This is a genomic window from Flavobacterium zhairuonense, assembly GCF_004352915.1.
Lineage (GTDB): Bacteria > Bacteroidota > Bacteroidia > Flavobacteriales > Flavobacteriaceae > Flavobacterium > Flavobacterium zhairuonense.
The window spans coordinates 59,720-73,941 of record NZ_SJSY01000070.1; the positions used below are offsets into that span (position 1 = coordinate 59,720).

A 14,222-nucleotide genomic window follows, 5' to 3' on the forward strand; every position below is an offset into this window, starting at 1 on the left:
TCTGTTTTTATTTTTTAATTTCAATCTGAGTGACAGAAATATAATATCCTGTACTTCCGTAATTTGATTTTCTTTTATCGGACCAATTTGGTCTTTCTCCTGTTCCTGAAACCGTTAAAATGTAATTTCCACTTTTCAAAATTGCAGATTTGTAAACGGCTGTTTCTGTCGCATTTTTACTGTACAAATCAACAATCGCTGAAGTTATGATTTTTCCTTTTTCATCGGTCAAAATAACTTTCGCATAACCATTTTCCGTTCCGACAAAACTTGAAAGACCAATTTGCTGTCCTTTGAATTTTATTGAAAAAGAGCCGTTTTTGTCATCCGATTTGCTTTCTTTATCTGTATGACTCCAATTTCCAGAATATTTAATTTCTTTATTATTACTTTTCAGATTTTTATTCTTGTTTTTTGGTACCGATGCAATTCCGGTTTCCAAATCAATTTTCCATGTTTCCTGATAAACCGGAATTGAAAGCGATTTCCCTGAAATTGTCAACGGTTGCCAAACATAAGTTGCCGATGAAGCTTGTTTTGGAAACGACCAACGATCGCCCATAAACATATAAGTGGTTTCTTTTGAACCTTGAATTGGCAAAACAAAAGTCGATTGTGAATTCCATGTTAAGGTTTCTTTTGGCGCAATTAAACCTTGAAATTCCCAAGGCCCTTTTATTGAATTTGATGTATAATAATAATTGTCATTTTTCTCCCAACTCGTTAAATGCGAACCAATAAAATAATACAGATTCTCTTTTTTCAACATCGTTGGAGATTCAAATCCGGTTGTAATATTCTCGTTTACTTTTTCGGTAACCGATTTATAATCATCACTCAATTTGTAAATTTCACCTCCGTGAACCAAAATATATCCTGAACCATCATTATCTTGAAAAGTTCCCATATCCCATTTTTTTATAGGTTTTCCGTCAAATAAAACCGGACCTTTGAATGTGTATGGGCCTTCAATATTTTTTGAAACCGCATAACCCACAAACTGATCTTTATAAGTCAAAGTATCAGCATGCATATACATTACAAACTCATTTGTTTTTGGGCATTTCATGACTTTTACGCGTTCGCCAACACGATTTGGTCCCAGTTTTCCAGATTCCTGCAGAGGAAGCGCCTGACGTTCAAATTTCCAATTATAAAGATCTTTTGAAGAATAACAATTAAATCCTGCAAAAGCGTTGCTGGTGTCACTGTGGGCTTCTCCAAACAAATAAAACGTATCTTTTTCTTTTATAATATTTGCACCGTGCGCACTTACAATATTTCCGTTTTGGTCAAGCCAAGGAACACCAGAATAAATGGCATCTATTTTTCCTGTTTCCTGCGCAAAAGAAACCATCACATTGCACAAAAAAACAATGAAAATTAAGCGCCCCAAAACAAAATAATTTCTATTAAACATCTTACAACTCACTTTTCACAATTCACAACTCACCATTCACAATTAACAATTCACAATTAATCATTTGCGTTTAAGCCATTCTTTCGGCACATTTACAATGCAGATATTAAGCGTTCGATTATCCTCAGAAAGCATTGCCGACTGAATCTGAATTTTTGTTCCGTCTCTGTTGAAAGTAGGATGAACGTGATCTGCAGCGGTTTCTTTATGACCCGTTGTCAGCATTTTCATTTCGTTCGTTTTTCGGTCGATCAAATATAAACTTCTTGAAAAATCATCTCCTACAGCCCATCTTCCGTCAGAAGAACCGTGAACGTGCCATAAGCCACTACCGCTTTTAGTTTGTCCGGCAATAATCATTTCTCTAGTTCTTAAATTCACAATCGCTAAACCTGTTGGTTTTTCACGCGTTCCAGCTTTTCCCCAATTGCTTTCCTGTCCAGGATTTTGCGGTTTTCTAACTTCTGTGCTAGCAGTAACTTCTACTGGAGTTTCTTTTTCAATATCAATTTTTCTGTGTCCCATGATGGCCATTGCAACCTCATCTTTAGAAATAACAGCTTCGTGCGTCACCCATTCAAAATCCGATTCGGGATACAATGGTCTTAATCCTGTTCCATCTGCCATTACTGTCCAAGTACGTTGTGGAGATTTTCCTCCGGTTTCCCAGCAAAAAACCAATTCACCCGGATTCCAGATATTAGACTGAATATGTCCAACTTGAAATGGCACCGAAACAACATGTTTTATTTCACCTGTTTTTATATTCATACTACTGATTCCGCCCGGACCAGCGCCCATATTTCTTGGGCCAAAACTTTTTTCAATTTTAATATTCGGATCTAAATGCCTTGCTGCTTCTTCTTTTCCAATTCTGAAATAAACTCGGTCTTCATCAGCATCTAAAGCCATATCTCCCGAAGCACCCATTTCTGGATTTGTTGTCCCGCATACACGCTCGTAAGCGGAAACGGGTTTCATTTTTCCTTTTTCACTATCAGCAAAAACAGCTTCTAAATTCACTTCCATAATCTGCATTTTATCGGCTTCGCCTTTTCTCATAAAATACAATTTCATAGATTTTTGCGCCATGCATAATGTTCCGGTATAACCACCTTCGGTTACCTGCACCATCACACCAGATTTTTCGTTTACTGCTACAGCTTCTCCGTTGGCTCTTTTGGTTCTAAAAATAAGCCATTCGCCGTCTGCCGTCCATTGTGGATGTGTTGGATATGTTTTTGAATCTCCTGCTGATTTTGTTGTTAAAAAGATCAAATCGATACCTGTAATGGGATCTTTGATTATCTTTTTTTCTGATGGAAATCGGGTTCCTATTTGGGCAAAAGCGATTGTGCCGATTAATAAGAAAAGTATATTTATTGTTGATTTCATATTTTGTTGGGTGTTTTGCCAGGAAGGCGCTAAGTTTTTTTAATACTTTGTCAATGAATCTCGCAAAGACGCAAAGTCGCAAAGTTTTTTTGCTATGAACACAGAATTGGCTAAAGCCGATTATGATGACTTATATTTTACCTCCAGTTAAAACTGGAGACAATTCAAATTTTAAAACTTGGCGACTTGGCGACTTGGCGAGATTAAAATTTTACTAAGAGCCTTAATCGATTTTACTTATGCAGATTATCTTTTCCTTCAATTTTTAACTGAATAGAACTGTCATTTATCTGAAACTGACTGTCTTTTAAAAGCATAATCACTTCAGCTCCAGCCAATAAAACTGGGCCATAACCATGCGCTGCAAAAACACTTATTGGACGATAATAATAAAACGCTGGATCAAATCCCATTCCAGTTCCTACGCAGGTTCCTTCTACTTGGCCTTTATCATTTACTTTTGTTGCAACGGCATTCCAAGCCAATAAAACTGCTGGAGCATACGTCATTTTGTCCACATAACCGCGATTGATTGCTCTAGCAATAGAATAGGCATAAATTGCCGTTGCCGAAGTCTCTAAATAAGAATCATTTCTGTCTAATAATTGATGCCAGAAACCTGTTCCGTCCTGATATTGAACCAATCCTGCAATGTGTTTTTGCAATTGAGTTAAAACTTGATTATAACCTGGATGATTTTTTGGAAGAACTTCTAATAGCTCCACCATCGTCATAACCGCCCAACCATTTGCTCTAGCCCAATGAAACTGCGGATGAACCGTCATAGATTCTACCCAACCGTGCATGTAAATTCCTTTTTGGCTGTTAAACATTCTTTCAGAAAATTGATTGACTTGTTTCACAGCATCATCATAATATTTTGCATTTCCGGTATAACTTCCCATTTGTGCTAAAGCAGGAACACTCATAAACATATCATCCAACCAAAGTGTGTTGTCTTGAGGTCTGTTTCTTGCCAGAGTTCCATCTTTTAAGCGGAATTGTTTGTTGCTGATAAAGTCGATATAATTATTTACCAAAGGATCAATATTAGCTTTCAAACCGTCTTTTTTGGCTTTAATAAAAGCGGCACAAAGCGCTCCGGCGAAGTCCAATGCTTCAGGATGAAGCGTTTTCAGCATGTCTTTATCCTTTATGTTTTTTTCATTATAATTTTGAGCAATATCAGCAATTAACTGTATTCTTTTATTGGAGTAATCTGCGAAGTATTTTTCACCAGTCGCTTTGGATGCCAAAAGCATTCCGGCATACGTCACACCCCATTCATAACTCGTCAATCTGAAAGCGCCCGGTTCAAAAACAATATCTTGATTTCCTTTTTTATAATCTGTGATGACCGCTTTTGTATTTGCGTCGATAATTTTTGAAGCCGAATTTTTATCTAAGAAATTATAAACTCTGTCCAAAACTTCTTTAATGTTTTCTTTTTGCGGAATAACATACGGCGTTGGATAATCAGGTTGCATTAAATGCAATGGCGCTGTTGCATCTGTTTTTTGCGCATTTGCATTTGTAAATGATGCAAACGCCAGCATTGCTAAAAGGGTTGATTTATAGTTCATATGGTTAGTGTGTTAGTTTTACGTGTTAGTTTTATTTGCTGATTTCAACCGTTATTTTGGCAGAAAGCTGTTTTGCCAAAGTGGTTACATAATTGCTGAAATAGGCGGCATCTTTAAAGTTTTTATCGGCACTCAATTCCCATCCGGCAATCGCATAGTAACTTATTTTTTTATTGTTCTCAACTTTTAATTTTGCTAAATAAGAATCTGTTAGCTGCCCCGTTTTTGGAGCTTCGATATAACCTTGATAAATTTTCTTCGGAACCAAAATTGCAGTTCCTAAAATCCATTCGCGGTTGTAGGTCAAATGATCATGCTGAATAAAACAAACCCAATCACCAGCTTCGATAACTTGAAGCGGATTTTTGTTGTTTATGTTTGAAATTGCTGCCAGAAAAGTTTCACCGCCTTTAAGTCCGCTAATTGAAACCGTGTTTTCATAACCATACATTCCAGGCCAAATTGAAGTTGTTTCCTGAACTTGATAATCATTTCCTGAAGCTTTCCAATTTTGGTATTTATAACTTAAAACCGAATTCACCGGCCCTTCACTCACGATTTTGAAAGTTGTTTTTTCGACATTGTTCAAGGTATCGTTTGTCAAAATTCCGAGTCGGTTGATTTTGCCGTTTATCAATAAAGCATAACCTCCCAAACCTGCAGAATTTCCAACTGGAAAAATATCTCTCCCCCAATCGTACATTACATGATAATTATCTTCCACAGCGCCTTTGCTGTTTATTCCAACATTTTCTGGTGTTATTGCAGGGATTTTTTTTCCGAAAACATCTTTTGAATTTCTTCCGTCTAAATAATGTCTGAAACCAACTTTGTCATTTTCCCAAGTTGGGCCGTCAGTTTGATATTTTTGAAAACCTAATTTTTTATGTACTTGATTCGCCATCAAAACTTCTTCTGTCGCTGGCTGAACCGGCAAATCTTTTGCTTCTCTTTTTCCAAATCTTACACTAGTTTTTATTGGAAATTTAGGATCTTTCAAAGACCAGCTTAATACTGCAGTTATCTTTTCTTTGGAAGCAAAATCAGTTACCAAGAAGAGTTCGTCCCATTTTCCATCACCGTCTAAATCATTCAATTGTGCCGGAATAGTATCGTTTTTAGCAATCAAAATTGGAAAACTGTCAGCAACATATTTAGCACCGATTTGACTTCTTTTTATACTAATGGCTTTTTGAGGAACTGCTAAATCAGACGCATTTTTTAATGTGATTTTTTGTGCATTGCAAGTCACTAAAATTGCTGTTACAAAAGCTATTGATAAATAATATTTTGTTTTCATTTTTCTTTTTGTTTCAGGTTTTCTTTGTTTCAAGTTTCCGGTTTAATCCAAATGAAAAACCTCTTTTAACGAAACTAAAATTGGCGAATTATCAGGATTTGTATCCATGATATCGCCCATATATGCCCACCATTTTTTTACAATTGGATGATTTGGCAAATAATCGAAGTCAAAATCTGGACTGATTTTCTGCACGGCAAATAAAATCAACGTTTCTTCATCTAAAAAAATACTATAATCCTGTATTCCTGTTTCTGAAAGCAAAGCCGATAATTCAGGCCAGATTTCGTCGTGTCTTTTTTTGTACTCAGTTTCAAAACCAGGTTTTAATTTCATTTTGAAAGCGTTTCGAATTGTATTTTTATTTGCCATTTTTTAATGTTTTAGATTGATTTGAACCTGATTGTCTCTATTGCAGACAATTTCTCCATTTATATATTCGAGTTCTGCTACTTGAATAGAGCTTCTTTTTGTTTCGTAGCTGTCGACTCCTTTATTTTCGGGAGTTCTACCGGGATGTGTGAAATAAAAAATATACGCTTTTCCATTATTCACAACCACATCCGGATGTCCGCCAATCACTTTATCATCTTCACCTGTTCCGGGAGTTTGAAGAATATTTTTTTCCTGGCGTTTCCAATTTAAAAAATCTTCAGAAGAATAAATATTCAAACCTCTCCAAGAATCTGTTACCATCCAGTTTTTTCCTTTCCAAACAAAGACTTTTGGGCCTTCTCCCCTGTCTTTTATGATTTTCGTTCCGCTATCCGTCCAATTGTACAAATCTTTACTGTCTGCATAATAAATTGATTTTCCATCATTTTCATTATTGTAAAACATTCTCCAAGTTCCGTTTGGCAATTGAAATACCGAAGCATCAATACATCTTTCAGAAGCCAGTTTTAATTCAGATTCAAAATTCCAATCCATTAAATTCGTACTCGTTAAATGAATAATCGAACGCGGATGATACCAATCGTTGAAAATTCCGGGAACAATGGTCAAATACATATGATATTTGTTCTTGTATTTAATGACATCTGGCGCCCAATAGGTTACATCTTTTAATTTATAGTTAATGCTACAAGTATCTTTATAAGTCCATTTTGCGCCATCTTCAGAAGTTGCAACACCAATTTTCGTTCCGTGCACCCATGTAATTCCTTTTGCTGTCGTGTCTTTCGCTCTTCTATTGGTATAAAACATGAACCATTTTTTCTCTTTTTGATTCCAAATAATTGTTGGGTCGGCGGCTCCGTCATAGATTGGATCGCGATATAAGGGTTTTGGCGCAATATGTTTTTTATCTTTTTGAATGTCTTTTTGAGCTGTCATTGTTATGGCGAACAATGCAGTTATTAGGATTGTAAAAAGATATTTTGGTTTAATTTTCATTTTAGTTTTGTTGTTGTTTTGTCATTTCGACGAAGGAGAAATCACACTCGGAATTCGACAAAGATTGGCGACATTCTGCGCGGAGTTTCTTGTGTGATTTCTCCTTCGTCGAAATGACAAACTATGCGTATTTAATTAATTTTTCTTCTCATTTTCTATCACCCATTCATCTGTCCTAAAAGGCGATGCAGGCAAATTCTCAGCGTTGAATAAATTCGGCTCTGGAACTGCTTTCCATGCAAAACGAACTGCAATTGGATCTTTTACTTTTTCAGAAGAAACTACAATAATTTTGCTTTCGATTTTTGCTTTTGCCGGATAAAAAACTTTATCATTTCCTGCTATTTCAAATTCTTTTAAATCTTCGTTGCTCTTTTTAAATCCGTTTTGAACGTCATCAAAAAACAATTTGATTTGCTGTCTTTTGATTTCCATATGATTGTATGTTGGACCGGAATATACTAATTTGCTTTCTCCATATGTTTTAGCTTTTGCAATTAATGCCAAACGATAACCAACAGTTTGTTTGTCAATTGGATGAATATTTTCTGCATTTCCTACATCGGTTGTAACGACCATTCCGCTATTTGCGATTATTTTTGAAGATAATAATTGTGCTTCTCTAATATCTGGATTCTGCCCTTTGTGAGGTGCAATCTGAACAAAATAAAACGGAAAATCTCCTTGATTCCATTCGCTTCGCCAACTTTTTACCATTGCCGGAAAAAGGCTTCTGTATAAAAATGCTTTTTCGGCATTGCTTTCCCCTTGGTACCAAATTACGCCCTTCATTGTGTAATTCGTTATCGGATGGAGCATCGCATTATATAGCACATAAGAGGTTTTATTTTCTTCTTTTTTTGGCTTTTTCAATTGGCTTTTAGAAACGTCTCCATTATTTGCAAGGCGTTCTTTTGCTAAATCTGCATAATAGGTTTCTAATTTTTCCTGAAACAATTTTTCATTTTTTGCGTCTTGTTCTAAAATTGGAAGGAAATCTGTATTTTGTTCTAAAACAGCTTGAGCTGTCCAGGCTTCGGCTTTTGTTCCGCCCCAAGAAGTCGAAATTAACCCGATTGGAATTTTCAGATTTTGGTACAAATCTCTTCCGAAAAAATAAGCAACCGCAGAAAATGTCTTTATAGATGAAGGAGAGCATTCCGTCCATTTTCCTGTCACATCATCTAAAGGTTTTTGAGAAGCTTTTGTCAAAACCGTAAATAATCTGATTGATGGAAAATTCGCATTTTGAATTTCTTCCTCATAATTTTTCACTCCCGTTTTCCACGTTCCTTCTTCTTTCCCAACTGGAAAATACATATTCGATTGTCCAGAACAAATCCAGACTTCACCAATTAAAATATTTTTAAGAATGATTTTATTCGAAGCTTCAATTGTAATGTCATATGTTTTTTCACTTCCTGCTGGCGTCTGTACCGAAGTTTTCCATGTTCCATCAGCATTTGCCGTTATTTCTGATAATGCATTCTGCCACCCTAATTGAATTTTTATTTTTTCATTTGGAGAAGCCCATCCCCATAAATTCACTTTAGCATTTTGCTGCAAAACCATATTATCGCCCACTAATGCAGGCAGTTTTACTTGAGCGCTAACCGTCAGTTTTAATCCTAAAACAATGAATATTAATAATAATTTCTTCAAATAAATCATTCGGAATATAATTTTAATACTAAAACTTTAAAGATAAAGCACTAAAACGATATCGGTATCCTGTGCTTCCCTGTTTTACTGCAGAAATATAAAAAACAAAAAAGGCAGCAACGAGTGTTACTGCCTTCGTAAAATCAAAACCACTTAATTTTACCTTTACCATATTAACGAAAACCAATATCCTTAAAATGATTAGTCAAATATATTTATTAAAGAACTGAAAACTATCCTGTTGTACCCTGCTCAATTATAAAAAAAACCGTCTCAAAAAATGAGACGGTTTCCAACGTGAAAAAACCAAAAAATAAGTTCTTTTTTAATACCCTGGATTCTGCATTGCCGCTTTTTGTTCTGCAGTCAAAGGTTTTCCACTTGCGTAAACTCCATCAAGGAATGTCTGTGGAATTGGGCGCAGGTTATGATATTCTTGAATATTTGGAGCAGCCTCGATATTATAAGCTTTTGCTCGCGCAACTAATGTTTTAGTTCTACTTAAATCTTCCCAACGATGGAATTCCCCACACAATTCTCTTGTGCGCTCATTAAGAACTAAACACAGCATTCTGTCATAATCACTTCCATAACCTAATTTTGCAATTACTGCCATATCTTCTGTTGGCAAAGCCGTAATGCTGCTTATTGTCAAATTCGTTGCAGTCGTTGCAACTGCAATATTATTTGACTCATAATACGAATTTTCAGGAATGTATGAAATTGGAATTCCAGCCTGACCTGTTGTTGTATAAGCCGCTGAACCATCGGCGTAAGCTGCACGATTTTCACCAGCCTTGTAAGCTGCACGCGCACGAACTGTATTAATATATGGCAATGCATCTGCATATGTAGCGCCACCCGCTTTTGCTAAACGGATTTTTGCTTCGGCTGCCATTAAATACGTTTCTGCAGAACGAGCCAAAGTAACGTCACGAGAACCTTTTATATTACTCAAATCGATTCTGTTTCCATCCATATATTTACTTAAAGATGGGAATCTTACATCAGCCATTAATCCAACTTTATCAGCAGCGTACGCTACATAAACACTCGGAATTGTTTTCCCTGTTTTTGGATAAATGATGACATCAGTATTTTTAGTTTTTGCAAAACGTGTATCTGCAGCTGTATTTACAATATACATAATCCCTAAATCGCCATTTTTGTAAACAGCACCTGATGCATTATTGACAATACTTTTTGTTTGGAAACTTTTCCAGAAACGAGAATCATTCACATGATCAAAAGCATCATACACAAAATAAGTTGGGGCCAAACGGCTAAAAGGTCTTCCGCCGGCAAGATTACGCTTCATTTGGGGCAATTGGTCGTAAGTAGAAAGGAAATACAAATGTTGCTGATTCCCTCCAGTTGTCAATGTGCTAGCATTAAACTGCGCAGACAAAATTAATTCTGGAAGTTTTTCATTAGCACCGTCGGCAGTTGTGTATGACCATAAATTATCATAATTCGCCGCTAATGGATGGTGCGAAATCACCTCGTCTGACAAAGTAACAACCTGCTGCAAATCGGCCGTTTTTGTTGTTCCGTTCCAGCTGTCGTTAATTTCGCTGGCACGTGTCAAATAAGCTTTTGCCAAATAATGTGCTGCAGCATCTTTCGTAATTTTTGCAGGAGCACCAGCATTTCCTAATAAATTATAAGCCTGAGTAAAATCAGCAATTACTTGATTTAAAACCTCTTGAGGAGAAGCTCTTGTGAATTCTAATTCAACGGTAGAACTTGTTTTTAATTTTAAAGGAACAGCGCCATATTGACTTACCAATTGCAGATAACTAAAAGCTCTTAAAAAGTAACCTTCACCTAGAGCCGTTTTTTTGATGGCATCATTTGATGAGACAATATTTGTAGCCGATTCAATTAATGTATTAGCATTACCAATTCCGATATATAAATTATCCCAGTGTGTATTTGCTGCAACAGTATTCGCATTCGAAACCGTTACGAAAGCTTTAAAACCAGAAGAATAAGAATTCCAAATCCAGTTTGAAGGGTCACCTCCAGCGTGAAATTCATCAGTTCCAGATTCTGTCGCACAAAGCGGCACTTCTCCTTGGAGTTCTGCCGCAAATACTTGATAATATGTTCCGACAGCCAATGCCTGAATTCCTGCTTCAGTTTTATAATAATCTTGGCTGTAGGCAGTTGTCAACTCTTCGTCAAGAAAATCTTTATTGCATGAGCTGCCTACAGTAAGCGCTGCAACAAGCATTAAATTGATATATAGTTTTTTATAATTTTTCATAATGATGTTTTTAAATTAATTTAGAATCCTACATTTAACCCTAAAGTTATACCTCTGTTTGACGCTGTTGTTTGCGTATCCAAATCAGTCCATTTTACTTTTGTGAAAACCATGCCTGGGTTATTCACCTGGCAATATATTCTCAATTTTGAAAGTCCTAGATTTTGTACTAAATCTTTATCGAAATGATATCCTAGAGAAATATTTCTCATTTTCAAAAATGAACCATTACGGTATCCTAAAATTGGATAATAAGGATCTCCTGTACCTGCAGAATAAATTGGTTTTTGATACTCTGAATTAATGTTGTTGTCATTATAATAATTTATAGATCTCTGACTTCCTTTTGCTCCTTCATTTTCACCGCCTGTATCATATAAATAGCCCATTTTTCCGTAAACAAAAAATGTCAATTCGAAATTTTTGTAATTGAAATTATTGGTCATCCCAAAAATGTATTTTGGATCTTTTGAACCAATGATCACACGATCATTATTAGCATCAATTTTATAATCGCCATTTTGATCAACCGGTCTTGCGTTACCAAAAGAGAAAATATTTGATCCTGCAGCGGCATTGAATTTCGCCATCTCTGCAGCATCCTCAGGCTTCCAAATTCCATTAGATTGGAAACCATAAATTACGTTTTGAGAATTTCCAATGAATAAATTGTTATTGATGTCGTCAAATTTTCCATTTTGAAGCGAAACAATTTTGCTTTGCTGATAGGAAGCGCTGATATTAGTTGTCCATTCAAAATCTTTAGACGTAACGTTTACGGTATTCAACGTAAGCTCAACTCCATGTCCTTCAGTTTCTCCAACGTTTTGGTAAGTATCTTTTACTCCAATAACTGTTGGCACACTACTTTTCAACAATAAATCTGTTGTTTTACTAGTGAAATAATCCAAAGCACCAGATACTCGGTTACTGAACAATGCGAAGTCAATACCATAGTTAAATTGCGCAGTTCTTTCCCAACCTAAATCGACATTTCCTAAAGAGGTATTGTTTACAACTCCAGATCCGTTTGGATATACAATACCAACCAACGGTGGTTGTGTTGCATATGCTGGCACTGCAGCATTTCCAGTTTCACCGTAACCAATTCTCATTTTTAATTGATTGATCCAAGTTACGTTTTCTAAGAATTTCTCTTTATTGATCACCCAGGCTGCAGAAGCACTTGGGAAAAACGCCCATCTGTTTTCTGACGCTAATTGCGAAGCTCCGTCATAACGGCCTGAAGCTGTTAGCAAATATTTATCTGCATACGAGTAATTTACTCTACCCATATAAGAAAGTAAACCTGTATCAGTCAAACCTGAAGAATATCCAGCAAGCGTAACGTTTGCAGGATTTAGGGCATTCCATTTGTTTTCAGGGTTTTTAATATCATTAGCAGACATTGAACTGTTTTCATTGTGATATTCAGTCTGGCTCATTAACAATGTTCCTCCAAAAGTGTGGTTTCCGAAAGTTTTGTTGTAGAAAACTAAATTGTCTAATGTATATGAAATCGATTTTTCATTTGTTAAAGAAGCGAAACTAGTTCCAGAACGAATCGCTGATTTTCCATCCAAATAAACACCATCACGATATGAAGTAAGATCTGGACCAAAATTGATACGGTATTTTAATCCGTCAAGCTTAGAAGAAATTGCCCCTAAATCAAATTGAGCATATAAACTACCAAAAGCACGCAATGTCACTCTTTGATCTTGAGATAATTTATACTCATCAACTGGAGTTCTGATTGTCGAATCTCCACCAGGATTGTCGATTCTGTTTCCGTTGCTATCATAAGGAACCGCGTAAGGAAGGTTGGTACGGGCAGTTGCATAAATTCCTGTTGAACTTGTAACCGCAGTTCTACCTACGTTTGACTGTCCGTATTCATTTATTCCATAACTAGTATTAAGGCTAACACCCATAGAAAACCATTTTGTTGGCGTAATATCAACATTTGCTGTACCGCTATAACGCACATAACTTTGTCCGAATAAAGTTCCAGTATTATCTAAATAACCGAATGAACCGTAACCTTTCATTTTTTCAGTTCCTCCGCTTATACCAATTGTATGCTGTTGCGTGATTCCTGTACGTGATACAAATTTTGTCCAATCTGTTGTTGCTACTTTTGAGCCATCCCAAGTTGTAGTAAGATTTCCATTAGCATCTCTCCATCCTTTTTCAATATTAGCCCACGCAGAAGGATCTGCAGAAGCCAAGAAAATCAATTTGTCATTTTCGATAGTAGGCGCATCTCCTTTTGGAAAAGCAGATGGATTAGAGTAATATCTTCCCCAACGACGAAATTCAATATATTCTCCTGCCGTCATCATAGGTGCATTTTCATGAATTGTTTCTGTCATTAAAGATGTATCATAGTTCAACGTAAATTTTCCGTTTTTACCTTTTTTTGTTGTTACGATAACAACTCCATTTGCACCACGTGAACCATAAATCGCAGTCGCCGAAGCATCTTTTAAAACGTCGATTGTTTCAATATCAGTTGGATTCAAGAAATCGATTCCTCCTGAATTGGCATCAACACTAATTTTTCCTGTTGATGGGTCTGTCACTAATCTTGTATTCAATGGAATACCATCAACTACGTAAAGAGGCGCATTAGAAGCAGAAATAGAACGAGCACCACGAATAGTAATAGCTCCTACAGTTCCAGGACGCTCACTTGAAGCAACATCAACACCGGCGGCTTTACCTTGCATGGCTTGTACAGCATTTACAACAGGTCTCGATGCAATTTCATCAGCATTTACACTCACGATTGATCCAGTAAGATCCTTTTTCTTTTTTGTACCGTAACCTACTACGACTACCTCCTCAAGAGAATTGTCTTCTTCTTTCAGTACTACATTGTAAACAGTTGCAGCGCCAACAGCAACTTCTTGTTTTTTAAAACCGATAAAACTGTAAACAAGAACATTTCCAGTGGCAACATTAATTGAGTAACTTCCATCCAGATCTGTACTTACACCATTTTGGCTTCCTTTGACAAGTACGTTGACACCAGGAATTGGCAATCCTGTAGCATCTTTAATAGTACCTTTGACTACTTTGTTCTGCGCGTAACCAGATGCATGGAATAATGCAAAAATGGCTATGAGCAGCAGCACATTCAATTTGTTTTTCATAAAAGTTAAATTTGGTTAATTAATTAGTTACTCAAATTTA

9 protein-coding genes are annotated in these 14,222 nt (G+C 36.2%); all 9 read right to left on the reverse strand.

What is annotated here, in order from left to right; genetic code table 11:
• Positions 1-7 precede the first annotated feature (7 nt).
• The 9 genes from EYY60_RS07995 to EYY60_RS08035 all read right to left on the reverse strand — a co-directional run bounded on the left by EYY60_RS07995 (position 8) and on the right by EYY60_RS08035 (position 14,182).
• Positions 8-1,420 (reverse strand): family 43 glycosylhydrolase, encoded by a 1,413-nt coding sequence (locus EYY60_RS07995; protein WP_132988859.1) that lies wholly within the window; start codon positions 1,418-1,420, stop codon positions 8-10.
• 60 nt (positions 1,421-1,480) lie between these two features.
• Positions 1,481-2,815 (reverse strand): hypothetical protein, encoded by a 1,335-nt coding sequence (locus EYY60_RS08000; RefSeq protein WP_132988860.1) that lies wholly within the window; start codon positions 2,813-2,815, stop codon positions 1,481-1,483.
• A 233-nt stretch (positions 2,816-3,048) separates the two neighbouring features.
• Positions 3,049-4,398, reverse strand: coding sequence for a glycoside hydrolase family 88/105 protein (locus EYY60_RS08005; RefSeq protein ID WP_132988861.1), 1,350 nt, complete (start codon positions 4,396-4,398; stop codon positions 3,049-3,051).
• A gap of 31 nt (positions 4,399-4,429) precedes the next feature.
• Complete coding sequence (locus EYY60_RS08010) at positions 4,430-5,698, reverse strand: DUF4861 domain-containing protein (protein ID WP_132988862.1); 1,269 nt, start codon at positions 5,696-5,698, stop codon at positions 4,430-4,432.
• Between the two features lie 42 nt (positions 5,699-5,740).
• Positions 5,741-6,070, reverse strand: a complete 330-nt coding sequence (gene rhaM / locus EYY60_RS08015; protein WP_132988863.1) for an L-rhamnose mutarotase — start codon at positions 6,068-6,070, stop codon at positions 5,741-5,743.
• Positions 6,071-6,073: 3 nt separating this feature from the next.
• The gene (locus tag EYY60_RS08020) at positions 6,074-7,093 is read right to left on the reverse strand and encodes a family 43 glycosylhydrolase (protein WP_132988864.1); all 1,020 of its coding nucleotides are present in this window, start codon (positions 7,091-7,093) and stop codon (positions 6,074-6,076) included.
• A 135-nt stretch (positions 7,094-7,228) separates the two neighbouring features.
• Complete coding sequence (locus EYY60_RS08025) at positions 7,229-8,764, reverse strand: sialate O-acetylesterase (protein ID WP_132988865.1); 1,536 nt, start codon at positions 8,762-8,764, stop codon at positions 7,229-7,231.
• 316 nt (positions 8,765-9,080) lie between these two features.
• Positions 9,081-11,024, reverse strand: coding sequence for a RagB/SusD family nutrient uptake outer membrane protein (locus tag EYY60_RS08030; protein ID WP_132988866.1), 1,944 nt, complete (start codon positions 11,022-11,024; stop codon positions 9,081-9,083).
• A gap of 20 nt (positions 11,025-11,044) precedes the next feature.
• A complete protein-coding gene (locus EYY60_RS08035; RefSeq protein ID WP_132988867.1) occupies positions 11,045-14,182 on the reverse strand; it encodes a SusC/RagA family TonB-linked outer membrane protein in 3,138 nt (1,045 codons plus the stop codon).
• Positions 14,183-14,222: the final 40 nt, after the last annotated feature.